Annotated in this window: 21 protein-coding genes and 1 riboswitch; of the genes, 10 read left to right on the forward strand and 11 right to left on the reverse strand. The window is 43.7% G+C overall.

The window, feature by feature from the left end; translation table 11 throughout:
• Nucleotides 1–140: 140 nt before the first annotated feature.
• From mukB to cmoM, 4 genes are all read right to left on the reverse strand, one after another.
• Nucleotides 141–4,577: a chromosome partition protein MukB gene (gene mukB / locus ACED53_RS18700; protein ID WP_029223168.1), complete on the reverse strand. Its 4,437-nt coding sequence runs from the start codon at nt 4,575–4,577 to the stop codon at nt 141–143.
• Nucleotides 4,574–5,380 carry a chromosome partition protein MukE gene (gene mukE / locus ACED53_RS18705; protein WP_017097715.1) on the reverse strand — a complete coding sequence of 269 codons (807 nt, stop codon included), beginning with the start codon at nt 5,378–5,380 and terminating at the stop codon, nt 4,574–4,576. Before mukE ends, mukB begins: the two co-directional genes overlap by 4 nt.
• A complete protein-coding gene (gene mukF / locus ACED53_RS18710) occupies nt 5,361–6,698 on the reverse strand; it encodes a chromosome partition protein MukF (RefSeq protein WP_012603619.1) in 1,338 nt (445 codons plus the stop codon). Before mukF ends, mukE begins: the two co-directional genes overlap by 20 nt.
• A 124-nt stretch (nt 6,699–6,822) precedes the next feature.
• Entirely contained in the window at nt 6,823–7,608 is a 786-nt protein-coding gene (gene cmoM, locus ACED53_RS18715; protein ID WP_009846357.1) for a tRNA uridine 5-oxyacetic acid(34) methyltransferase CmoM, read from the reverse strand.
• 115 nt (nt 7,609–7,723) lie between these two features.
• Between cmoM and elyC the strand changes: the two genes are divergently transcribed.
• On the forward strand, nt 7,724–8,530 hold the full coding sequence (gene elyC / locus ACED53_RS18720; RefSeq protein ID WP_032499020.1) for an envelope biogenesis factor ElyC: 807 nt from the start codon (nt 7,724–7,726) through the stop codon (nt 8,528–8,530).
• Between the two features lie 91 nt (nt 8,531–8,621).
• On the opposite strand, the gene torR is transcribed toward elyC, so the two are convergent.
• Entirely contained in the window at nt 8,622–9,335 is a 714-nt protein-coding gene (torR, locus tag ACED53_RS18725) for a two-component system response regulator TorR (protein ID WP_009846355.1), read from the reverse strand.
• A 287-nt stretch (nt 9,336–9,622) separates the two neighbouring features.
• Between torR and torD the strand changes: the two genes are divergently transcribed.
• The 5 genes from torD to ACED53_RS18750 all read left to right on the forward strand — a co-directional run bounded on the left by torD (nt 9,623) and on the right by ACED53_RS18750 (nt 13,766).
• Nucleotides 9,623–10,270, forward strand: coding sequence for a molecular chaperone TorD (torD, locus tag ACED53_RS18730; protein WP_012603615.1), 648 nt, complete (start codon nt 9,623–9,625; stop codon nt 10,268–10,270).
• Between the two features lie 318 nt (nt 10,271–10,588).
• Nucleotides 10,589–11,593 carry an HTH-type transcriptional repressor PurR gene (purR, locus tag ACED53_RS18735; RefSeq protein WP_017099945.1) on the forward strand — a complete coding sequence of 335 codons (1,005 nt, stop codon included), beginning with the start codon at nt 10,589–10,591 and terminating at the stop codon, nt 11,591–11,593.
• A 170-nt stretch (nt 11,594–11,763) separates the two neighbouring features.
• Nucleotides 11,764–11,849, forward strand: a riboswitch (cyclic di-GMP riboswitch).
• A gap of 127 nt (nt 11,850–11,976) precedes the next feature.
• Nucleotides 11,977–12,567, forward strand: coding sequence for a TfoX/Sxy family DNA transformation protein (locus ACED53_RS18740; protein WP_017099944.1), 591 nt, complete (start codon nt 11,977–11,979; stop codon nt 12,565–12,567).
• Between the two features lie 154 nt (nt 12,568–12,721).
• Nucleotides 12,722–13,402 carry a TVP38/TMEM64 family protein gene (locus ACED53_RS18745; protein ID WP_029225373.1) on the forward strand — a complete coding sequence of 227 codons (681 nt, stop codon included), beginning with the start codon at nt 12,722–12,724 and terminating at the stop codon, nt 13,400–13,402.
• Between the two features lie 46 nt (nt 13,403–13,448).
• A complete protein-coding gene (locus ACED53_RS18750) occupies nt 13,449–13,766 on the forward strand; it encodes a DUF2007 domain-containing protein (RefSeq protein ID WP_017099943.1) in 318 nt (105 codons plus the stop codon).
• Between the two features lie 129 nt (nt 13,767–13,895).
• Here the strand turns inward: ACED53_RS18750 and ACED53_RS18755 are convergent, their stop codons facing one another.
• The 4 genes from ACED53_RS18755 to topA all read right to left on the reverse strand — a co-directional run bounded on the left by ACED53_RS18755 (nt 13,896) and on the right by topA (nt 20,834).
• On the reverse strand, nt 13,896–14,693 hold the full coding sequence (locus ACED53_RS18755; protein ID WP_009846349.1) for an alpha/beta fold hydrolase: 798 nt from the start codon (nt 14,691–14,693) through the stop codon (nt 13,896–13,898).
• A gap of 283 nt (nt 14,694–14,976) precedes the next feature.
• Nucleotides 14,977–16,431, reverse strand: coding sequence for a glycogen synthase GlgA (gene glgA / locus ACED53_RS18760; protein ID WP_017099942.1), 1,455 nt, complete (start codon nt 16,429–16,431; stop codon nt 14,977–14,979).
• Nucleotides 16,421–17,650, reverse strand: coding sequence for a glucose-1-phosphate adenylyltransferase (gene glgC, locus ACED53_RS18765; RefSeq protein WP_081326175.1), 1,230 nt, complete (start codon nt 17,648–17,650; stop codon nt 16,421–16,423). Before glgC ends, glgA begins: the two co-directional genes overlap by 11 nt.
• A 553-nt stretch (nt 17,651–18,203) precedes the next feature.
• Nucleotides 18,204–20,834, reverse strand: coding sequence for a type I DNA topoisomerase (gene topA / locus ACED53_RS18770; RefSeq protein WP_017099940.1), 2,631 nt, complete (start codon nt 20,832–20,834; stop codon nt 18,204–18,206).
• Nucleotides 20,835–21,273: 439 nt separating this feature from the next.
• On the opposite strand from topA, the gene ACED53_RS18775 reads away from it, so the two are divergent.
• A complete protein-coding gene (locus ACED53_RS18775) occupies nt 21,274–21,519 on the forward strand; it encodes a YciN family protein (RefSeq protein ID WP_017099939.1) in 246 nt (81 codons plus the stop codon).
• A gap of 78 nt (nt 21,520–21,597) precedes the next feature.
• Here the strand turns inward: ACED53_RS18775 and aroA are convergent, their stop codons facing one another.
• Together aroA and ACED53_RS18785 are read right to left on the reverse strand one after the other, a co-directional pair.
• A complete protein-coding gene (aroA, locus tag ACED53_RS18780) occupies nt 21,598–22,878 on the reverse strand; it encodes a 3-phosphoshikimate 1-carboxyvinyltransferase (protein ID WP_012603609.1) in 1,281 nt (426 codons plus the stop codon).
• Nucleotides 22,879–23,040: 162 nt separating this feature from the next.
• Complete coding sequence (locus ACED53_RS18785) at nt 23,041–23,496, reverse strand: glycine zipper 2TM domain-containing protein (protein WP_012603608.1); 456 nt, start codon at nt 23,494–23,496, stop codon at nt 23,041–23,043.
• 53 nt (nt 23,497–23,549) lie between these two features.
• Between ACED53_RS18785 and aat the strand changes: the two genes are divergently transcribed.
• From aat to infA, 3 genes are all read left to right on the forward strand, one after another.
• Nucleotides 23,550–24,260: a leucyl/phenylalanyl-tRNA--protein transferase gene (aat, locus tag ACED53_RS18790; protein ID WP_017099938.1), complete on the forward strand. Its 711-nt coding sequence runs from the start codon at nt 23,550–23,552 to the stop codon at nt 24,258–24,260.
• Nucleotides 24,260–24,958, forward strand: coding sequence for an arginyltransferase (locus tag ACED53_RS18795; RefSeq protein WP_029223914.1), 699 nt, complete (start codon nt 24,260–24,262; stop codon nt 24,956–24,958). Before aat ends, ACED53_RS18795 begins: the two co-directional genes overlap by 1 nt.
• A gap of 81 nt (nt 24,959–25,039) precedes the next feature.
• Entirely contained in the window at nt 25,040–25,258 is a 219-nt protein-coding gene (infA, locus tag ACED53_RS18800) for a translation initiation factor IF-1 (RefSeq protein ID WP_001040192.1), read from the forward strand.
• The last annotated feature ends 142 nt before the right edge of the window (nt 25,259–25,400 follow it).

Below are 25,400 nucleotides of genomic sequence, written 5' to 3' on the forward strand. Positions count from 1 at the left end.
ATTTGAAGTAGTCATAATTCGTCCTCAATGTGTAAACACATTTCAGGACGGGACAGCCAAACAAAAAAAGCCCCGAAGTGTATACTTCGAGGCCATTAATTTACGGTAGATAGATTACGCTTCTAAGGGGTTTCGATAAGCTATTGAACAGGAGATACCGGTTTGTTTTTAGCAAAACCACGCAGACCAACAACGTGTACGTGTTCGTGGTCTTTGAAGACCTTACGTACCAGTTTGTAGGTTGTACCTTTCTCTGGGCTAATGTTCTCTGGCGCAGCAATCAGAAGTTGCATACCTAAACGGTCACACAGTTCAAACAGCGTAGAGATCGACTTAGAATCCAGACGAGCGGCTTCATCAAGGAACAACAAACGACATGGAACGATGTCTTTACTACGAAGTCGACGTGACTCTTCTTCCCAGCTCTGAATAACCATCAATAGGATTGATTGACCAGTACCGATCGCCTCACCCGTAGACAATGCACCCGATTCCGCTTGTAACCAACCGTCTGAACCACGGTTAACTTCAACACTCAGCTCTAGGTAGTTACGGTAATCCAGTAACTCTTCACCAAGAACTTGCGGAGAACGTTGACCCATATCGATATGTGGATTGACACGTTGGAACAACTTCGCCATCGCTTCAGAGAAGGTAAAGCGCGTTGATTCAAACAAGTCTTTGTGTTGATCTTGTTGAGTCGCTAGCCCTGATAGCAAGATCTCGTGGCTTTCACGGATCTTAACGTTCAGACGCACGCCCTTAACCTGACCAAAGTAAATGTTAGACAGACCTTGGTTGAGCATACGAATACGGTTCTGCTCGCGCTGAATCGTTTTCTTTATGATACTTGCTACCGACTCAGAGCTGATCGCTAAGCGGTTTTCACGCTGCGTCAGTTCTTCTGTTAGTCGAGCTAGCTCTACTTCCATCTCTTCGATTGCTTCAACCGGATCATCCGTATGAATGATGTCTTGGCGAATGCGCTCTCGAAGGTGTTGGTAAACCGCAATGTAAAACAGAACCTTACGCTCTGGATGTGCGTTGTCTTCAGAGAGACGCAGCGAATCACGCAGGTCGTCATTGTCAGCTACAGCCAGACGTAGCGCACCCAGTGATTTATCCGACATAGAGCGAAGTTCGCCCGCCGTTAAATAAGCCAGTTCACGTTTGTGCAGACGACGTTCAACGTCATTCTCACGAGCTAAACGCAGTACTGAACACCAGCCGGATTTTGCTGCAACAACGAAGGTACGAAGCTCTGTGTACTCTTTCTGAACTTTCTTAAGACGCTTAGCCAGCGCTTTCATCTCAAGTTCAGTTGAGGTAATCGTGCGTTCGTATTCACTCTTACGGCTACGAGAAGTATGCAAACGCTCTTGAAGCTCGTCACGACGACGAACCGCGCGCTCTTCAGCACCTTCATCAGCGTTAACACCGAACTCTTGTAGCTCTTGCTTGAACTCTTGAACCGTCTCTTGCTTCGCTTGGTGCGAGCTCTTCAGTGCTGCCAATACTTGGTTGTACTGGTTCATCTGTTCGCGAGCTTGCTTCAAGCCATCGCGGCCTTTAGCTCGTGCTTGTTCTGCTTGAACCAACTTCGCTTTCAGTTGTTCGCTCAGTTCGCTGCTCTTGTTAAGCAGGTCAACAGAATCTGCGTAAGCAAAGTAGTGACGACGTTCGATTAAGTCAGAAAGAGCAAACACTTTACCTTTTAGAGTTTGTAACGCGCTGTCCGCCTGACGATACTCGGCTTCCAAAGCTTCGAATTGCTCTGGGTCAGCATCGAGTGCAGAAACGATTTGCTCTAATGAAGTAAGTGCTTTGCCATGAGTGTTCAAGTAAGACTTAGCTTCGCTTAGACGCTCTAGTTGTGCTTCTAATTCAGCGAGACGCTCAGCTAATGTTTCGTCTTCAAGAATACGAACCATTGGTGCCAATTTGTCCAGTGCACCAAGTGCTTGCTTGCTTTGTAGAAGCTGACTGCGTTGTTGTTGCTCTTTAGAGTCAAGCTCAGCCAGAGAACGAACAATTTGATTACGCTTATCACGAATAGCAGCCAGTGCTTGTTCTGGATCTGCGTTAAACGCAACGTGCAGATGCTTAGCAACAAAGCTGTTAAATGCTTGGTATAGGCGATTCAGTTTCTGAGAGTCAAACGCAGCTTTGGCATGGTTTTCTACCACAACGTCACGCTCTTCACGCAATTTCTCTAGGCGTTGCTCACGAGCCGCACGGCCAAACAATGGAATCTCAGGGAAGCGCGAGTAACGCATTTGGCGATCGTTCAGCTGAACACACACCGCACCTTCAAGCTCATCGGCATTGAACGAGCTGTCATCAAACGCATCTACATCGCCTTCTAGGATGTAAAGATCTTCTGGACAATCATCAAGATCCACCAGCTTCTCTTTAATGCCATCAAGGTCCGAAACCACAATTGCGTGACGAGCCGGGCCGTACATCGCACTGAAGTACGGTGCATCGCCAATCGTGATGTCATCGTAGATCTCAGAAAGCAGCACGCCACCAAGCGTATCCGCCAGACCTTTCAGGCGAGGATCGTTAGAGCCACCCGGAGAAGCTAAACGCTCTATCTCTTGTTCAAGTTCAGAACGGCGCGTCGCCAATTGATCTTTCGCTACCGCTTGAGATTTTTCGTCTTCAAGCACTTGCTGCATTTGAGTCATTACTGCTTGGCTATCTTCTAGCTCAGCTTCTGTTTGATCTCTTAGGGCTTCAAGTGCGTCGTTCGCCGTGATCCACGTTGGAGCAATAGACTCAAGTTTTTGAATCTCTTGGTCGTGGTTTTGTTGCACACGACGTTGCTCACTCTTCGCTTCACGCAGCTCTTCTTGAGCGTACTCAAGAGAATCGATCTGCATTGCATGGCGTTCACGTTCTTCATCGAAAACCGCTTCGTCAGTCAGTGAGATGTTGTGTTGCTTTTGGTATTCAGTCGCAAGCTCTTTTGCTTGACGCTGCTGCGCCACATCACGAGCCATGTCGCGGTGCTGAGCACGCCACTGTTGTTCGTTTTCAACAACGTGTTTTGCGTTACGGCCTTTTTCTAACGCTTGCTTAGCACTGTTAGACGCTTCTTTACGCTCAACGTCACCAACGATGCTTTTAACAAGAGCGAGCGCTTTGTCGAACTGCGCAGACGCAGCAGAAGACATGTCTAGTTTATGCTTAGTCGACAGTAACGTTTGAGTGCTTGATTCTTCTTGTGCTTTTAGCTCAGAAACCAGAGTTAATGCGCTTTCTGCCGTAATAGACTCATCATCAAGTAGCTGCTTAGTTTTCTCTAATGCTTGAACCGCTTGTTGGTATTGAAGCGCACGAGTCTGCTGAACATCCAACGCTTGTTGGTAGTCAGCAAGCTGAGTTTTCAGGCTATCCACTTCTTCTTCAGTAATGGTTGCCTGTTCTTCAGCAAGAAGTACTCGTTCTTGAGCTTCTTCAGCTACCATCATCTGTTCTTCTAGACGCTCATTAAGCTCTTCTAGATCTTCACTGTAGCGAGCAATTTTCTCTTGCTGACGAAGTGCAGTTTGAACCAATTGAAGATGATCCGAAGCCGCTTGATAATCTTGCTCTAGTGCCGATTCTTGATCGACCAACAGCTCAAGCTCTTCTTGAACGCGGTTCAACAAGTTGTTTTGATCAAGCAAGGTTTCGCGAGAACCAAACAGTTCACCACGGAACTTCATCGTTTGATCAAGCTTGTTGCGACGATCGTTGGCATGGCGCATGTAATCTGCTGCCACGTAGTTCGTAGATTCAGTGATCAAGTGCTTGAACAAGTCACGATCCGACTGAGTCGTTTTGATCGCTTCTAGCGTCATGCGGTTTTCGCGTAGTGCTGATTCCATGTCTTGGAATGCTTTCTTCACGCCACCATTTTGCGGTAGAAGGTAATCACGCAGAGAACGCGTAATCGCACTAGAAATACCACCGTAAAGCGATGCTTCAATCAGACGGTAGAACTTAGAACGGTCGCTGCTGTTACGCAGTTTCTTCGGTACCACACCGTATTCAAACATCTGTGAGTGGTAATCAACAATCGAAGAAAAGGCTTTAAAGTGCGCCCCTTCATATTGCGCTACCGCTGCTTTCACGTCGTTCAGTTGACACACACGAGCGTGGCTGTCTGAAACGTTCTGGATCAATACATCCGTTGGCTTCACATGGCTTGGAAGGCCTTGGATTACAAACGGTTTGATGTCGACCTTCTTATCACGACCCGCAACTTGCTGCAGTTTTACTGCAAACAATAGGCGTTGATTACGAGAGTTCACAACATCTAGCGCGGCGTAACATGCGCCAGGTTGAAGCTTACCGTAAAGACCTTTGTCGCGTGATGATTGTGAACTGCCCGCTTCCGTTGTATTACGGAAATGCAGAAGGCTTTGGTCAGGGATCAGTGCAGTGATGAATGCCGCCATTGTGGTCGACTTACCCGCACCGTTACCGCCAGAAAGCGTTGTAACCAATCCATCAATATCAAAAGTACGCGCAAAGAAACCGTTCCAGTTGATCATGGTTAATGATTGATACTTACCTCTTTCAATCATGCTTCACCTTCTACTTTTGTTTGTTCGCCATCGTTTGACTCAAGGTCAAAGCCGGCTTGATCGTTAAAAATGTCTTGTTGACCGTTTTCGTCCACGTTTAGTTCAACTTCTGATACGGCTTCCGTTTGCTCTTCATTCAACAAGCTACCTTGGTTAGGTTCTTGAGTATGAACAACAGCTTCACCATCACGAATAAGTCGTAATTGCGCTTCTTTCATATCATCGCCAACACGAACATCTGCACCAAAACGGAACACCGCTTCGCTGATACGGAATTTACCTGTTTCACCAATCACGATCAGCATGCCGATACGACGTAAACGGCGTAAAGAAGTACGTACTTTTTCAAACAGCTTTTCTTTGTCTAAGTCAGAACCAGACGCACGGTTGGTTGCTAGCTTCATGAGTTTTTTCTCATCCGCTAACGACATCAGTTCATCAAACAACTCTTGATTGGTGAAGATGCCTTCATGAGCCAAACGCTCTGGGCTTAGGTATAAGAAACACAATACTTTGCCAACCAGCATGTCGAGCTCAGACAACACACTACGACCAATTAAAGACGTAGAACGCGGGCGCAGATAGAAGAAACCTTCAGGCGCTTTTACCAGTTCCGTATTGTAGCGTTGATAAAAATGCTGAAGCTCAACTTCAAAATCAGAAAGCAACGCATGGTTATCGAGGTCTTCTGTTGAAACATGCTTGCCTGAACGCAACATGCTATCTAGCGCAGGAAACAATGGGTTCGCTATCGCTTTTACCAGTTTCTCTGGCATGTAATCATCAGTACTTGTTAATGACATTTGCTTGTACCTTTGCACCGAAATCGTTGATTGCCTGCCAATCTGGCTGAATAGCCTGATAGTCAGACTCTGAGTAACCTAAGCGAACGGCTTGGTCGACAACAATTCTGGCTAAATCAAAATGGTGTGTGCGAGGGTGCGCTGCGAGGTAATCACGCAGCACAAGGCCAAGATCAATTGGCGCACCTTGCTGTTTGTGAGCTTTCAACATATCTCCGATTCGTTCTGAAAGTAGATCGTTCACTTGCTCAAATTCTTCGTATTCTACGTCGATTGGGGCTTGCCCCATCACTTCGTCATCACGGAGCACAAGTGCTTCATCGCGAAGATCCGTGAGTTTTTCTGCGTCTGCGTAGGTCAATAACCAAGGCGCATCAAAGTAGTCAGTGACTGACTGACGCAAGCGTTGGCTAAAGGCACGGTTTTTATCCATATCGATCGCGGTACGGATAAATTTATGCACGTGGCGATCGTAGCCGATCCACAAATCAATCGCTTGTTGGCCCCAACTGGTGATTCGGTCTAGCTTCATTTGCAAACCAAATAGGGTTTCGCCAACGAACTCGAGCTCATCGTCACCATAAACAATTTCTTGAATATCAAGAATCTGGGTTTGCAGTTCATCACCCGCCGCTTGCAAGGTGTCTTGCAACTCTTTTAGCGTGGCTGAGGTTTCTGATAGCAAAGACTCACAGTTGTTGATTGCTTCTCGCCAATCTTTATTTAACAGATCCGCAATTTGCTGCTTGACGGTTTGTTGCTGTTCATCCATAACCCGCTGGTTGAGATCGATCTGATCAAAAATTTCGCCAACAGAATACTTGAGCACGCCGTACACATTCCTTCTCCAATGTCCCGGAGTTCCACCTTTCTGGGCGGCTTCAATGGCTTTTGCCATCTCATCGGCAACCATAGAAAGCTGGATAGACAGTTTTAATTTAGAAAACTGGCGGTGACGTAAGTAATAATCTGAGATACCAATCGCCAATGGCGATAAGCGATAAATGCTTGCACCATCTGTGATTTCGCTGGTAAAGCGGCTGATCAACTTCTGTTTAACCAACTCATTGATAGCGTTGTTGGCACGAAACGCAGACGCTTCGCCAGTATCTTCAAACAGTCGAGTGACAATAGTGAATGCATCGTGCAGTTCACCCTCGCCCAACTCTTCATCGAACCTTTCATTGCTTAATACGGCGATAGCAATCAAAAATGCTAAGCGCTCTGGTGGCAAGTTTAATGAAAAATCATGCTGCTTGACCCAGCCCACCAACTCATCAATTGGCTGCTCTTCGGCAGTTTGAGTCATTTCACTCATTGTGGTTCCTGTTACTGTTGTTCGTCATATCGAACGTATTAGATATGACGCCTATTTCTTTATGACGCGGCTTCTTACGATGGCATAGCGCATGTTGTGGCTTCTTTTACCACATTCACCGCTGTTATTGCGCAGGTTTTTGAGCCCAAACGTGAATATAACGGCCTAGCGACAGATATGGCTCTTGGCGACATAGCTGTTTCTCTAGTTCCAACACATCTTCAAATTGGTAATCACCCATGTACTCCATATTACCTATGTAGTCACTGAAAGAGCGAATGCCTGATTTACCACAGATATCTAGACCAGCGTCTTCTATCCATTGATAAACCTCTTCAGGCTTCAAGCCTTTTTGTGGTTGCAGCTTAAACCTTTTTCGATGTGGCATCCCATTCAATACATGAGGAATGTTGCCACAAATCACATTTTTCAGGACTAAACCATGGTGGTTGTAAAACATTATCGAGGCAATACCACCGGGTTTTACTTGTTCCAACAATAAATCAAGTGCCTGTTTGGGGTCTGCTAGCCATTCCATTACGGCATGAAACATCACAAAATCGACTTTCTCTTCGAGATGCTCTGCCACTTTTTGTACCGGAGAATGAATAAATCGATATTGCTCGAGCAAACCCGCTTCGCTGATACTTTCTTCTGCGAGCTTCAACATTTCAGAGGAGAGGTCGCACAGAGAAACGTTGTGGCCTAGTGTCGCAATTTTTTGTGACATCTGTGCAAGTCCACCGCCTGCATCAAGGACATGCAGCGGCGAAGCGGATTGATCAAACTTGCTCAAAGCTTGTTCTAAATCTTCCCATACGATGCACTGACGGATCTCTCCTTTGTCAGAGCCGTATATGTTTTTTGCAAATTTGTGGGCAATATCGTCGAAATTACGGTCTTCAGTCACGGCTACTTGAGTTATTATGTCCTATCGTGCCTGCTATTCTGTCACAGGAATTTCAGGAATAAAGAGGCGATGTCTCTTTTTACTACTAAGTGATGTTTTTTCGGACTATTCGGATATGTTTGAGCTGAAAAAAGTAGTGTCTTCGTTACTGATGCCACTGCCAGCAATGTTAATTCTCGCTTTTCTGGGTTTAGCCCTAGTGATGTTTACTGCAAAAAGGAAGACAGGTTGCCTAATTACCCTTTCAGCCCTCTGTGGTATTTTCCTAATCGCTTTCCAGCCTGTTTCTAGTCAACTTTTAATGCCAATGGAAAGGCAACACACCGCTTTTTTACCTATCGATGATACCGTCGATTACATTATGGTTCTTGGAAGTGGTCACGTTGTTGATGACCAAATCCCACCAACATCAGAACTTAGCCGCACCGGTCTGATGCGCTTAAGTGAAGGGATTCGTATCTTACGTCTTTACCCTGGAGCTAAACTCATTTTGTCTGGTTATGGCGCAGGCACTGAGGTGAGCAACGCCAAAATGATGGCTAAAGTAGCGCTAGCACTCGGCGTGGCAAAACCCGATATCATTCTGCTTGAAACTGCGAAAGATACGTGGGAAGAAGCTCGCCAAGCCGCTGCATTCGTTAAGAATAAGAAAATGGTGCTGGTGACATCAGCTAGCCATATGACTCGCGCACTTAATGAATTCAATGCCGCGGGCATGAAACCATTACCAGCTCCAACCAACTACCTTGCACAAGAAGGGATTGTTGAACCATGGAATAAGTATATGCCTAAGGCTATCTATCTCGAGCAGACTGAGCGCTATTGGCATGAGACGATGGGATTAGTTTGGCAAAGCTTGCGAGATTGGCTAGACACAAGTAATGACCCTGTCGAGAGCAGTACTCCGACGGTAAACCATTAAAAAGTTCAGTAACAAAAAAACCGAGGCATCATTGATGTCTCGGTTTTTTTACGTTCAAGTATCGTTACTGAAATCAGCTTTCCACGGGAAATTAGTCACCAGCAAACATGTAACCTTCACCGTGAACCGTCACAAAAATTTGTGGATTCTTAGGGTCAAACTCCATTTTTGCACGCATACGACGGATTAACACGTCGATAGTGCGGTCATTCGGCGCGTCTACTCGATGGCTGATCATATTCAAAATACGTTCACGGCTTAATACTTGGTTAGGGTAAGAAGAGAGTGCAACCAATAGTTCATATTCAGCTTTGGTCAATTTCACCGGCTCGCTGTTCTTGCTTAGCGCACGGCGAGGTATATCAAACGTCCATTCACCAAAACGAACCACAGATTCGTCTTCTGTTTGTTCTACCGCAACCGCTGCAGTTTTACGAGCAGCCGAAATACGCCACAAGAGGTTTTTAACTCGAACCAACAACTCGCGAAGTTCGAAGGGTTTAGTAACGTAATCGTCTGCGCCCATTTCAAGGCCAACGATCTTGTCAATGCTATCCGTGCGTCCAGTAACTAAAATTATTCCAATGTCTGATTGACTGCGTAATTCGCGAGTTAGCATCAATCCATCTTCGCCTGGCAAGTTGATGTCTAACATAATGAGGTCAACGTTATTTTCTTCTAACATTTTTCTCATTTGAGCCCCGCTTTCAGCTTCGCTCACTGTGTAACCTTCATTCTGGAAATATCCAACCAGTTTACTTCGGGTTACCACATCATCTTCTACGACTAATACGTGATAGCTCATCTACACCACTTTTCTTATTTAATAGTTTCAGTGACCATTCTATTCATAACTCGTAACAATTCTAGTACTACAGAAGATAAAAGCCAGAAACATGATTTTTTTTTGATACAAGACAATCTTAAACCTTGCTATTTGTCCCCCATCGCAATTCAATATAGGCATTACTACTAACGAGTAACTTTGCGTTTCGCAAATAACCTTGTTATTCAGCCTTGGTGTGTCTATACATAAATCACTCGACGATGCTAGGTATACACACACCACAAGACTAAATCAGGATCTAAGAAATGAAAGATACGAAAGCATTCAACGAACAACGAGCAGAAATATACTGGTGGCTATCAAGCTTGTTCGCTAAAGAGCTCACTCAAGAAGAACTCGATCACTACCACTCTGTTGAAATTCGTTCTTTCCTAACTGGTTTAGGTGAAAATGAAACACTAAAGCCGGCGATTGATAGCTTAGTGGATGCGCTAAACCGTCTACAAACACGTGAAGATGCTCAATTAGAATTGTCTGCTGACTTCTGTGACTTATTCTTAAAGACTGATAAACATGGCGCACTTCCTTACGCTTCTATGTATATCGGCCAGACTGGCCTTTTGAACGATAAGCCAGCAAAAGATATGGAAGAAATCATGGCTAAACACAACTTGGTGGTTAACCAAGACCTAAAAGAGCCAGCTGACCACATTGCTATCGAACTCGATTTCCTAGGTAATCTAATCATTCGTTCGAACGAAACTGAACTAGAAGAAGAACTAGAGAAATCCTTTGCTGTTCAACAGCAATTTATCGAACAGCAACTGCTTACTTGGGTACCAAAGTTCAACGTTAAATGTCATGACATTGACACATTCGGTTTCTACGCATCAGTCTCATCCCTGCTATTGGCATTCTGTAAATTAGACACTCAATACCTAGCTGGCGAATAAGCTTTTTTTGACGACTCGATAAATAAATTCAATAGAATTGTGACCATTCACCCGGATTTCTGGGTGAATTTTATTGCGAGTAATTTCTAGTCAGTCTAAAATTGTGACCGCAAACGATAAAATATGAAACATTCACGAAATGCTACACTTATTGAAGTTCAGAGCATTTCGGTGTTAAGACAAGCCGCTCAATAGCGGTTTTTTGTTTTTTAGCACTTTAGTACCCAAAGAGCCCTACAAATTTAAGCTCTTAGTTAGGTAGCTTAACGGCTACTTCATTCCGTACTTTGGGAAAGTAGCTTCTAATAGGATAAAAACATGGCCACTATAAAAGATGTCGCACGCTTAGCCGGCGTATCAACAACAACCGTTTCTCACGTAATCAACAAAACTCGCTTTGTTGCTGAAGCGACTCAAGAAAAAGTAAACAAAGCCGTAGACGAACTGAACTATGCGCCAAGTGCCGTTGCTCGTAGTTTGAAGTGCAATACAACACGCACCATCGGTATGCTAGTGACTCAATCAACTAACCTATTTTTCTCTGAAGTTATCGATGGTGTTGAGAGCTACTGCTACCGTCAAGGTTACACTTTGATCTTGTGCAATACGGGCGGTATCTACGAAAAGCAACGTGACTACATTCGAATGCTTGCAGAGAAACGTGTAGATGGCATCTTAGTTATGTGTTCTGACCTGACTGAAGAACTAAGAGAGATGTTAGACCGTCACGCAGACATCCCTAAAGTTATCATGGACTGGGGCCCTGAAAGCTCTCAGGCTGATAAGATCATCGATAACTCTGAAGAAGGTGGCTACCTAGCAACCAAATACCTCATTGAGCGCGGTCACTCCAAGATTGCATGTTTAAGTGGCCACTTAGACAAAGCAGCGTGTGTTGAACGCATCTCAGGTTACAAGCGCGCACTCAATGAAGCGAAGATTACTGCCGATGAAAATATGATCATCGAAGGCAACTTTGAATGTGACACAGCTGTGATTGCTGCTGACCAAATCATTGAGATGAAAGATCGCCCTACCGCAGTATTCTGTTTTAACGACACGATGGCATTAGGACTGATGAGCCGATTACAAGAAAAAGGCATTCGTATTCCTGAAGATATCTCAGTGATCGGTTACGACAACATAGAATTGGCTGAATACTTCTCTCCACCGTTAACGACGGTTCACCAACCTAAGCGCCGTGTTGGTAAAAATGCATTCGAAATACTACTAGAGCGTATAAAAGACAAAGACCACGAGAAACGCGTCTTCGAAATGCACCCTGAAATTGTTGAGCGAAGTACAGTTAAAACGTTAAATTAATTGATGTAATGAGTTTAGTTTAATCAAGCGCACCTTTAGGTGCGTTTTTTTTATCAACAAACAAGGTGCACTTGCATGCATAATTCAAAGATCATTAATTGAAGCAACATCACATTTTGAAATAAGAAGTGTGAGCCTAATTCAACAAAAACTTTATTCTAATAACCCAGTCACGCACAGGGCAAACCACTTGAAAAAGTGGGACGCAAAGCTTCCGGCCTAAACCACTCGTTGGTATGGTAGCGGGGTTACCGATGGCAAAATGCAGTAACTACTAATACTTTAGTAATTTACAGCCTATTGACAATTTAATTGCAACATTTTGCTAATCTCTCGGACCTGCTTATTTGGTGGCGTAGTTCAAATACACCGAGATAAATAACATGGATAAACCGATACTAAAGGACTCAATGAAATTATTTGAGCCCCTAGGAAAAATTAAGTCACGCTCAATGTTTGGTGGATTCGGGCTTTTTGCTGATGACACTATGTTTGCCCTGATTGTGAATGACCAGTTGCATATACGAGCTGACAAATGCACAACGCAACAATTCGAACAACAAGGATTTCAACCGTACGTCTACAAAAAACGTGGTTTTCCTGTCGTTACTAAATATTTCGCTTTACCTGAAGGCTTATGGCAAGACCAAGAGAAAATCTTGCAGCTTGCGACTACGTCTCTAGGTTTTGCTAAAGAAGAGAAAGCTGAACAATCTTCTGCTAAACCAACTCGACTCAAAGATCTGCCTAACCTTCGACTCGCCACCGAGCGGATGTTGAAAAAGGCAGGGATCGATTCTGTAGAACGTTTATATGAATCTGGCTCTGTAAACGCATTTAACGCCATCAAAGAATCGCACGCGTCTTCTGTCAGTATTGAACTGTTATGGGCCCTAGAAGGCGCGATCAATGGTACACATTGGTCTGTTATACCGCAGCAACGTCGTGAAGAGCTTATCAATCACGTCAATTAACATTGTCAGTGCAAACTATCTAGATAACTAAGCCGCATTTTTGCGGCTTTTTTTATATCTGGTGAAAGTTATTCTATGCTTTGCCTGTCTATCTATACTAGTGGTATACATTTAAAAACTAATGGTATGCATTGAAAATTTAGAGGAAGTATCAATGAGTAAAAAAATGATATTGGGTATTGTGTTGGTCATAACCATCGTCTTGTTAGGCGTCAATTTCGGCCAGTACTTGACGCTTGAAAATGCAAAAGCCCAGCAAGCTGTTTTGAATGACTACATCGAGAGCAATTTCATTGCCGCTGCCGCTATCTACTTTGTCGCGTATGTCATGATTACGGCTTTCTCAATTCCTGGCGCTGCCGTTGTTACGCTGTTAGGCGCTGCGCTGTTTGGGTTTTGGAACAGTTTACTGCTGGTGTCTTTCGCGAGCGCTATTGGTGCAACCCTCGCCTTCTTAAGTAGCCGTTACTTGTTACGTGACTGGATCCAAACCAAGTTTGGCGACAAATTAGCTACCATCAATAAGGGCGTTGAAAAAGACGGTGCATTTTACTTATTCTCGCTACGTCTAATTCCTGTTTTCCCGTTTTTCCTTATCAATCTATTGATGGGTCTAACACCTATGTCGGTGAGTCGTTACTATATTACTAGCCAAATCGGTATGTTGCCGGGTACCGCCGTTTTCTTGAATGCCGGAACTCAACTCGCAGAAATTGATTCACTTTCGGGCATCGTGTCTCCCTCAGTACTGTTGTCATTTGCCTTACTGGGTGTGTTCCCAATTATTGCTAAATGGTTGATGAACAAATTTCGCTCAACACCTGTCGCTGAGTAACGTATATAGCTAAATAGCGCATGCAGCCAAATAAGGTTCTATTTCAATGAAAATCTTCAATGCATCGAATCCGACAGAAGCTCATATCATCTGTGGATTGTTAGAAAGTGAGAATATTGCGTGTGAAGTCCGTGGTGAGGGTTTGTTTGGTTTAAAAGGTGAAATTCCATTTACCGAAGATACAGACCCTTACGTATGGTTATATGAGCCAGAACTGGCTAGTAAAGCCCGCACGATCGTCAATGACTACCAAAAACAGCAAGATTCGATCATCTATGAAGAGTGGCGTTGTGGTGAGTGTCATGAAATCAATGAAGCACAATTCGGGTCTTGTTGGCAGTGCGGCGCTGCGTCGCCTGAATAGCAGAGTTTCAGTTGTTACAGACACGATTCGATCAAATACCTCCTCCAAATAAAAACGGGAAGCTAAATTAGCTTCCCGTTTTTATTTTAATTCTATTGAATCATCTGCTTTGATAATCAACCTAGAGAATCACTGGATTTGCTTTTGGATAAAAGCGATAGATTGTTGATTGAATTCTTCAGGATTTTCTACATTACATACATGCCCACAGTTGGCAATTTCTACCAACTCGCTCGACTCGTGTGCTTCGACCATTTCTTTAACGGGTTTGATGAACATGTAATCGCGCTCGCCCATCAAATACAAAGTCGGAATCGGCAACTCCCTGTCTTTAAAGTATTTCATCAATGGGTTCACATCAGCCGTGAGGATAAACCAGCGCTTGAACTCTTTTTGGCACAGCTTTTTCGCTTCGCGGATAAACAGGTGACGTGATTCTTTCTGACTTTTTTGCGGCATCACAACATAAGCAAAAAGGCTGTATAGCCACATATAAGGAATGATGTGCTTACTCAGGTTTCCTAATTTGATTAAGACTTGAGATCGAGTGTTAAGTTTAGTGACAGCACCACCAAGCACCATCGAACGTACTCTGCTTGCCGCCAGTTCGGCCACGTTACGAACGATAATCGTACCCAAAGACATACCCACAAAGTGTGCGGATCGGATTTTTAGATGATCTAACACTTTAAGAATATCGAGCGTTACTGATTTGAACGTATAACGGTTCGAAATCAGATCTTTAAGTATGTTGTCTGATTTACCGTGCCCTCTCAAGTCAATGAGAAGCAAGTTGAAATGCTGTTTATACGCTTTGATCTGCTTAAACCAAATGGAGGAACTGCCCCCTGCGCCATGCACAAACACAACCCACTCATCACTCGTAGGGTGAGTAAATGTTTTATGAAATAATAAACTCTCAGACATACCTATCGCTTAATTTATTTATGGAGCTAAGCCTCATCACAAGGCGATGACTAAGGATATCACGCAATTAAGAATTTTAAGTGATAATAGTGTCAAACCCAACACTAGTCATGTGAATACCTGACCACCTTTTCTACCTGACTAAAATGAGTTTGCAAGCTTTGTCTTTGGAAACGTGATGTGATCTGACCAGAAAACAAAAAGGCACTCTATCAACAGAGCGCCTTCTTTTATTATGAACTGTTGTTATTCAACAACTGAATTTTAAAGCTAAGTCAACAAGTTAAAATGCAGAATGGTACATCGCAAGATATTCTTGTGCCGCATCTTCCCAACTAAAGTCTTGTTGCATCGCGTAAAGTTGAACGCGCTTAATTTCAGATGGATTTTGAGCATAAAGTAGTAATGAACGATGCAATACCGTTAGCAATGCTTGCGGTGTTGGCTCCTCAAAAGCAAAGCCTGTTGCTATCTCGGGATCCTGATCGTAATCATTCACACTGTCCTTTAAACCACCAACAGAGCGCACAATAGGCAAAGTGCCGTAAGCCATGCTGTAGATTTGGTTCAAGCCACAAGGCTCAAACTCAGAAGGCATCAAGAAAAAATCAGAGCCCGCTTCAACCAAATGCGCTAGTTCATTATTGTAGGCTTCTACGAATGAGAACTTGTCTGAATGAAGTGCTGATAACTCTTTCAATTGACTCGCCAAAACCGGATCACCAGTACCGACAATCACGATCTGCAATTCGTTTTTCAAGAACTGCTCGATGATAGGCAGTAAGTAATGAACGCCTTTTTGGTTGGTCAGACGGCAAACCATGCCATAAACCGCACAATCGGTAACGGGTAAACCAACATCTTGTTGCAGTTTTTGCTTACAAGCAGATTTTCCACGAGTCATGCTGTGTTTCGTTGCTTTGAATTTACGAGGAAGGAAAGCGTCTGTTTCCGGGTTCCAAGCTCCATAATCACAACCGTTGAGAATACCAAATAAGTCGGCCGAACGATGTTGGAACTCTGCAGCCATGCCATGGCTACCTAACTCCGTTTTCAGCTCTTCCGCATACGTTGGGCTTACTGCATTGATCTTATCGGCACACATCACCCCTGCTTTTAGCATGGTGACATGCGTGTCACTTACAGATGCTTCAGGCACATTGTAACTGTGCATCTCTGACAGACATTGCAGTTCATCGTATGCGAACACCCCTTTGAAAACTGCATTGTGAATCGAGATAACACTGCGCGTATTTTCAAAGAAATCGTGTTGTTGATAACGTGATTTAAGCAAGAAAGGCACAAAACCTGTGTGCCAGTCATTTGCATGAATGATATCAGGTTGGAACGCGAGCTTAGGAAGCATATCCAAACAAGCCGTACTGAAGAACGAGAAGCGCTCTCCGTTATCGGCATACGCTTGATTGTTCTCTGCGTACATTTCAGGGCGATCGAAATACTTGGCACATTCAATAGCGAAGATTTGAACACCTTCGACACTCAACTTTTTGACTTGATAAGCAGTATGAGGCCAATGATCGAGCTCGGTCGACAAAATCACTTCAGCTGAATCAATGTTTGGAATGTTTCTATAAGCAGGGATGGTCACTCGAACATCTTGTTCGAGTGTTTGTAACGCTTTTGGCAGTGCCTTGGCTACATCAGCCAAGCCACCACTTTTAATCAAGCCTTCAACTTCAGACGCTACAAAAAGTACCGAGAGAGTCTTAGTAACCAACTCGAGCTCCTTTAGGAATAACTACTACACCATCGTCAGAGACATGGTAATGCTTTTTATCTTCTTTCAGATTTACGCCAATCTGTGTTCCAGGTGCGATATCTGCATCTTTATCGACGATGACACGACGAAGTACGCAACCTTCACCCACTTTCACGTCACCGAGTAAGATACTCTCACTAATATCACACGCTGATGCGATATTACTGCGGAAACCCAATACACACTTCTCAATGCGAGAGCCACGTACGTAGCTGCCGTTACACACTAAGCTATCGATGATCTGAACACGGCCGTTTGCCGAATCAGTAAACGTAGCCGGCGGTAGTGGCGGATAGTACGTATGTAGTGGCCACTTGCGGTTGTATAGCGAGAATGGCGCATCTTTCTCAAGAAGATCCATATGAGCTTGCCAGTACGCGTCAATCGTACCTACATCGCGCCAATAAACTTCTTCTTTCTCACCAGTAATACGGTTAGTACTGAAGTCATAAACAAACACATCACCACGCGGAACCATGTTTGGAATGATGTCTTTTCCGAAATCATGTGTCGAGTCTTCTTTATCTGCATCTTCAACAAGTTCTGCGAACAACTCGTTAGCTTCAAATACGTAGTTACCCATAGACACAAGCGCAGACTCCGGGTCACCTGGAATTGGTTTCGGGTTAGCCGGTTTCTCTTCAAAACCAATCATACGTCCTTCAGCATCCACTTCGATAACGCCGAATTCAGATGCTTCAGCAAGCGGCATACGCAATGCAGAAACGGTTAAAGCCGCTTTCTTCTCTTTATGGAAATCAAGCATCTGCTTAATGTCCATTTTGTAAATATGATCTGATCCAAAAATACAAACTTGATCAGGTTCTTCCAACTGCATGAAGCGAAGGTTTTGATAAATAGCATCTGCAGTACCTTCATACCAACGCTTACCTGTACGCATTTGCGCAGGGATTGGGTCGATAAAACGGTCTGTTATACCACTGATATTCCAACCTTTTTTCATGTGATGGAACAGTGATTGTGACTTAAACTGTGTTAATACGTAGATCTTCATTAGATCAGCATTAACGAAGTTATTCAGAGCAAAATCAATTAAGCGGTAACTACCACCGAAAGGAACCGAGGGTTTGCTGCGAGATTCAGTTAAAGGTCTTAAGCGAGAGCCTTCACCACCAGCAAGAATCATTCCTAATACACCAGCCATTTTATTCTCCATATATTTATAGCTTGTCGATGTTAGTGCTCTAAGAGGTATCTTCCTCTGGGGGATGAGCACCAACACTTATTTCGGTACTTAACGAATATCCATTCACATGCAGTGAAAATATCCTAAGCCAAACGTTGTTAAGTGTGCACTATTGTTTGCACTTGGTTTTATATACGTTATCGACTTTCCGGTCGATTTCAATTTTTAATACGCCATTCTGTGTTATGTAAGCCGATTGCTTTCCTAAGACTTAAAGCAGCTCACATTACACTGTTTTTGTGAAACATTAAGTTAACACTCGGAATACATCAGGTATACAACTAAAACCTGATCTGTGACTTACAATATTTTAATTAAGTTACAATCACGTTAAGGTTGCATAATTAAAGATTATTATCCATTTCATTTATTTCATGACCTGAATTTAACAAATAGACACAGGTAAGGCCGACGATCGAGAGACAGCATAATTAGTCATATTCAGATCAAAAAAAAGCAGCCTAATGGCTGCTTTTTTCATCAATAAAATGTCAACCCATATCAGATCGGGTCACACATTCAGTTACTTCTCTTTAGGCTTTTTACGTTTATCCGTAACTTCCCACTTACCGTCGATGTACAAAGCGGTCCAACCTGAAGGTTTACCGTCCACTTCGGTACGAACGTAGTTTTCTTTTGTCTTACGACTAAAGCGAACCACTGTCGGCTTGCCATCAGGATCAGCAACCGGTGCTGATGCTAGATACTGGAATTTAGGTGAAATACGGTCTTTAAAACGAACCAGCTCTTCCACTAATGGTGCACGTGTTTCACGTGATTTAGGGAAATTACTCGCGGCCATAAACAGACCAGAAGCCCCATCACGAAGTACGAAGTATGCATCTGAATTTTCACATGGGAGTTCAGGGAAATGCACTGGGTCTTCTTTAGGTGGCGCTACTTCGCCATTCTTCAGAATCTTACGAGTGTTCTTACAATCTTCACTCGTACAGTCCATGTATTTACCGAAACGACCATTCTTCAAAACCATGTCAGAACTACATTTGTCACACTCAACAAGCGGACCATCATAGCCTTTCACTTTGAATTCGCCGTGTTCAACCACATAACCTTCACAGTTAGGGTTGTTACCACACACATGCATCTTACGCTTATCATCGATCAGATAAGCATCCATTGCCGTTTCACAAATCGGACAACGCTTTTTCGCTCGAAGTGCTGCGGTTTCAACGTCTTCTTCAAGAACGTTGATAATACCGTCTTCATCACCAAGGTTAATGGTTGTCTTACAGCGCTCTTTTGGTGGAAGTGCATAACCAGAACAACCTAGGAATACGCCAGTCGAAGCTGTACGAATACCCATTTTACGGCTACAAGTTGGACACTCAATATCGGTTTCAACGATATGATTTGGCTTCATGCCACCAGCGTCTTCATCTAAATCGGCTTTTTCCAAATCGCCTGTAAAGTCTTCGAAGAAGTTATCTAGCACGCCTTTCCAGCTTGCTTCGCCTTCTGCGATTTGGTCTAACTTCTGCTCCATACGAGCCGTAAAGTCATAGTTCATTAGGTCATTGAAACTACCATCTAGACGGTCAGTAACAATTTCACCCATCTTCTCAGCATAGAAACGACGCTGTTCAACTTTTACATAACCACGGTCTTGAATCGTAGAGATGATTGATGCGTACGTTGAAGGACGACCAATACCACGCTTCTCAAGCTCTTTAACTAGCGCCGCTTCAGTAAAACGGGCTGGCGGCTTAGTGAAATGCTGTTTAGGGTCTAATGCGATTAGGTCTAGCTTTTCACCAACCTGTACAGCAGGAAGAATCGTATCTTCATTTTTACCCATTGGACGTTGAACGCGAGTCCAACCATCAAACTTAAGAATACGACCTTTCGCTTTTAACGTGTACTCATCAGCTTTAACGCTTACCGTCGTTGAATCGTATTGCGCAGGTGTCATTTGACATGCAACAAATTGATTCCAAATCAGCGAGTAAAGCTTGTATGCGTCTGTGTCTACGCCGTTTAGGTCTTCAGACTTAACATCGACACTTGAAGGACGAATCGCTTCGTGAGCCTCTTGTGCGCCCTCTTTGCTGCCGTATACAAGCGCCTTCGGTGGAAGGTATTGTGCGCCAAACTCAGAACCAATGTATTCACGAGCGGCTTCTACAGCTTCTGAACTCAAGTTCGTTGAGTCAGTACGCATATAAGTGATGTAACCCGCTTCATACAAACGTTGAGCCAACATCATGGTTTTCTTTACGCCGTAACCAAGACGTGTGCTCGCCGCTTGTTGCAGAGTCGACGTGATGTAAGGTGCAGACGGCTTACTCTTAGTTGGGCGGTCTTCACGTTTACATACTTCGTATTGCGCTTTTTCTAAAACGCTTACTGCAGCTTGTGTTTGCGCTTCATTATCAGGTTTAAACGCAACACCGTCTTTTTGAGCGACTTGCAGTCTGAAATCTGTTTTCTCTGCCGTTTTGGTATCAGCATGCACATCCCAGAACTCTTCAGGGATAAAAGCGTTGATCTCGCGCTCACGTTCAACCAGTAGTTTTACAGCTACAGATTGAACACGGCCAGCGGATAGGCCTCGTGCTACTTTTTTCCAAAGCAGTGGTGACACCATAAAGCCAACAACACGGTCCATAAAACGTCGTGCTTGTTGTGCGTTTACGCCGTCGATATTTAGCTCACCTGGAGTTTCGAAAGCTTGCTGAATAGCATTTTTAGTAATTTCGTTAAAAACCACTCGTTTGTATCGCGTTTCATCACCACCGATGATCTCACGAAGGTGCCATGCGATAGCTTCTCCTTCGCGGTCCAAATCGGTTGCGAGATAAACATGGTCTGCGTTCTCAGCCAGTTTTTGCAATTCAGCAACGACTTTTTCTTTGCCCGGTAAGATTTGGTAATTCGCTTCCCACTCTTGATAAGGGTTGATACCCATCTTTTTAATAAGCGCTTTGCGATCTTTTTCTTTCTTGATACGAGCTTTATCTTCTGGGCTCATACCCTTGGTTGAAACTGCAGCAGCCTTTTGACCTGTACTTTGACCCGCCGTTGGTAAATCACGAACGTGACCTACACTCGACTTAACGACAAAGTCTTTGCCAAGATATTTATTGATAGTTTTAGCCTTGGCTGGCGACTCCACTATAACGAGCGATTTACCCATATTGACTCTAACGTCCTTAATCACGATGCTTCAACACCAACAATTTTACTTGTGGGCTTTTACGCATGATATTCTAAATTCATTGCTTCTTTTTTTACTATTGTGCGAGATTACTAGAAGATCAACCGCTTTTTTCAAAATTGGATCTGATCGCTCGACAATTCGACGACTCATAGAGAAAAGAGTCACAATATAAAGAAGCTATAAAGTACTCACTAAGAATACTTGCAAGAGCCTATTCATCAGGCATTACGTCTAAACGCGCTCATACTAAGCTTGTCGGCGAATCTAACGCGAGCCCCATTCAATTATTTTTGTCATAAATCACAAAATAAATTGTGGATGTTTGAAAAGACTCTCTTAATCGGTTGTGAAATCATTGAATTTCTAGTTCGACACCATAAACTCAACGATATATTCAGTTATCAGAGATAAACTCATGACAAAGAAAGTAATAGCAGAATTTGATTTACTGCTTATCGCAAACCAAATTATCCAATCACATGATGACTACATTGAAGGCATGCGCGCAAACAGCGTAGTAGAAAAAGACGATGTACTCATTTTCAAAGGTGAATACTTCTTAGACAACAATGGAATGCCGACAGAAAATACAACCGCGGTATTTAACATGTTTAAGTACTTGGCGCATCACCTTTCGAAAGAATTTACAATTCGGCAATAATTAAAAAGCTTGCCATCTAGGCAAGCTTTTTTGTTCCTGGACCTTTATATACTTATCATTTTTATAGACTTAGTATTTTTATAGACTCAGCATTTTCAGCTTATCGAAGTAGTCAGGGAATGTCTTTGATGTACAACCTGGATCATTGATCGTCACCGGGGTGTCACTCAAAGCAACCAACGAGAAACACATCGCCATGCGGTGATCATCGTAAGTATCAATCGCCGCGTGCGTCAGTTCAGCCACAGGGTTAACAATGATGTAGTCTTCACCCTCTTCCACCTCAGCGCCCACTTTACGTAGTTCTGTTGCCATTGCCGCTAAGCGATCCGTCTCTTTCACACGCCAGTTGTAAACATTGCGGATTGCGGTTGTTCCCTTAGCAAACAAAGCCGTTGTCGCAATTGTCATCGCCGCATCTGGAATATGGTTATAGTCCATATCAATGCCTTTTAGCTCACCACAACGAGAGATAACGTAGTCATCACCCCATTCAATTTCAGCACCCATTTTCTCAAGTGCATCAGCGAATTGGATATCACCTTGGATACTGTTTTTGCCAATACCTGTCACTTTAATCTCGCCACCTTTGATAGCAGCGGCTGCAAGGAAATATGACGCAGATGATGCATCACCTTCAACCAAGAAATCACCGGGTGCTGTGTAAGATTGCCCGGTTGGAATCACAAATTCTTGGTAGTCATTGTTGATAACATCCACACCAAATTGCTTCATGATATGCAGCGTAATATCGATGTAAGGCTTAGAAACCAATTCACCCTCGATTTTGATGGTCACTTCGCCTTCAGCTAAAGGTGCAGCCATCAAAAATGCCGTCAAGAATTGACTAGAGATAGAACCGTCGATAGAAACCGTACCACTCTTCAGACCGGTACCTGTGATCTTCAATGGTGGATAGTTTTCGTTTTCTAAGTATTCAACGTCGGCACCGGCTTCTCTCAGTGCAGTCACTAAGTGACCAATTGGGCGCTCTTTCATACGTGGCTCACCAGTAAGAACGTATTCACCGCGACCTAAACAAAGTGCAGCAGCCAATGGACGCATTGCTGTACCCGCGTTACCTAAGAAAAGCTCTAGGGCTTTGTCACTTGAAAATGCACCACCAACACCTGTCACTTCACAAACTGTTTTGTCTGCAGACAACTGATAATCAACACCTAACTGTGTTAATGCATTCAACATATGACGAATGTCATCACTGTCTAGTAAGTTTGTTAGGCGAGTTGTTCCCGTTGAAAGTGCAGCCAAAAGAAGCGCACGATTAGAAACACTTTTTGAGCCAGGTAGGTTAACTTCCCCGCTCACTTTCTGAATTGGTTGTAACGTAAGGCTTTCCATTAGTTCTTATAGTCCTTGTATCACCCGAAGTCACTGGCGCGTATTTATTTTCGGGTGATGAATAATTCTTCGTAGTTGCAGACTAACGAACTTTTCCAACGAACTCCAGAGCTAATCCCCTCGATAAAGGTGATTAATTAGCCAACCAAACACATTTGCATACTAGTACGCTAGATCAACTCTAACGCCATCCGAAAAATAGAGAATCCGCACATCATCACCTCTATTGAACAACATCGAATTGTCAACGTCTTGAATGATGTTAACCAGATTGTCATCCTTGGTTTTAACCAATAATTCAACGAGTTTATATTCCACCCGATATTGCGTATTACCGCGATTACGAGCGATCCCCGCCCCCGCTACAGCACCAACCGCCGTTGCGACTTCTTTACCTGTGCCGCCACCAAACTGATTACCAACCAAACCACCAATTGCCGCGCCCAACAAGGTTTCCCAACCATTCGCTTTCGACTCTACGATCTCCTGTTGGGTAATGTACCTGACCGTATCAACCTCACCGTAAACGACCTCATTCACTGGTCTGGCTTGGTTTCTGTTGTAAGCTGCATTTGCCAACATGGGCAAAACAAGTAAAATCCAAAGCAACTTCTTCATGGTAAAACTCCTAAAGACCTCTTGGTCAGTGATTAATCTGTAATGCGGTACTTATGACTATATACCTAACCGAACTTGATACTACTAGTATAGAGTTTCCTTCGCCCTTCGACGCGCTTGATGAACCCAACGGTCTACTCGCGTTCGGTGGTGATTTGTCACCCATACGAATTCTGAACGCTTATAGCCAAGGTATATTTCCATGGTATGGCCCAGGAGAGCCTATACTTTGGTGGAGCCCTGCACCGCGAGCGGTATTTAATCCTAAGACATTCGAACCATCAAAAAGTCTTAAAAAATTTCAAAGAAAGCATAATTACCGTGTCAGCATCAACCAAGCGACGGACAGAATAATTGGTTATTGCTCTTCACTGAGACCGGAAGAGGAAACTTGGTTAAACAATGACATGCAAGCAGCCTACCGTGAACTCGCTTCATTAGGGTTCTGCCACTCAGTTGAGGTTTGGCAAGATGACGAGCTGATTGGCGGGCTTTATGGGTTACAAAGAGGCCAAGTCTTTTGCGGTGAATCGATGTTCAGCCTGAAGACTAATGCCTCTAAAATTGCGCTATGGTACTTTTGTGAGCACTTTACACAATTCGGCGGACAACTCATTGATTGCCAAGTCATGAACCCACACTTGGAATCCTTGGGCGCTATAGAGGTTGATAGGGATGAATTCCTGAGTTCTCTTCGATTACTCAAAGAAACGTCCGTTAACGATGCATGTTTTAAAAAACAATGGCTAAAGGAAATGCCTTAATGAATCCAGATTTACAACAAATCAGAATTGGATTAACAGACAATCACGCTTGCAGTTACTTACCCCATCTCGAAGAAAGAGTGGCAGTCACGCTTGATGAACACATGCACACCGCAGATAACTATGAAGTTCTACTTGCGAATGGATTTCGCCGCAGTGGAACAACCATTTATAAACCACATTGCGATAATTGCTCATCGTGCCAAGCGATTCGACTGTCGATTCCCGAGGTCAAGTTTTCCAAGAGCCAACGACGAATACTCAACAAGGCCAAAGCGCTGCGTTGGGAGCTGAAAGATGAAATGGATGACAACTGGTTTGACTTGTATAGCCGCTATATAACCGCTCGCCACCGTTCGGGAACCATGTATCCACCGAAGAAAGAAGAGTTTCTGCATTTCTCTAAAAATGAATGGCTTGCTACAAAGTTCATGCACATCTATGATGAGGGGCAGTTAGTCGGCATTGCCGTTACAGACATCATGTCTCACTGTACGAGCGCGTTTTATACCTTCTTCGACCCTGATATCGACATTTCCATGGGAACTCTTGGCGTTCTATTCCAGATCCAACATGCCCAGAAAGAACAAAAACAATGGTTATATTTGGGTTATCAAATCGATGAATGCCCTGCGATGAACTATAAAGTACGATTTCAACGTCATCAAAGGCTAGTAAATCAGCGGTGGCGAGGGTAGAATACGCGACAACTTTACATATTTTGATTTTAACGGCACAATCAAGCCGTTGAAAACCGCCAAATTTCGAAAGAGGATTAGATGGCTAAAGAAGACGTAATCGAGATGCAAGGCACTGTCCTTGATACTCTACCAAACACAATGTTCCGTGTTGAGCTTGAAAACGGTCACGTAGTGACAGCACACATCTCTGGTAAAATGCGTAAGAACTACATCCGTATTCTTACTGGTGATAAAGTAACTGTTGAGATGACTCCATACGACCTTTCTAAAGGCCGCATCGTCTTCCGTGCTCGTTAATTTTTAATTACCGAATACGATAAGAAGCGGAGCCCTCAAGGCTCCGTTTTTTATCGCCTGAACTTTTACCACTCCAACAACACCAACCTAGCATCTAGCATCTAGCATCTAGCATCTAGCATCTAGCATCTAGCATCTAGCA

Source organism: Vibrio sp. 1F169 (assembly GCF_041439605.1).
Lineage (GTDB): Bacteria > Pseudomonadota > Gammaproteobacteria > Enterobacterales > Vibrionaceae > Vibrio > Vibrio tasmaniensis_A.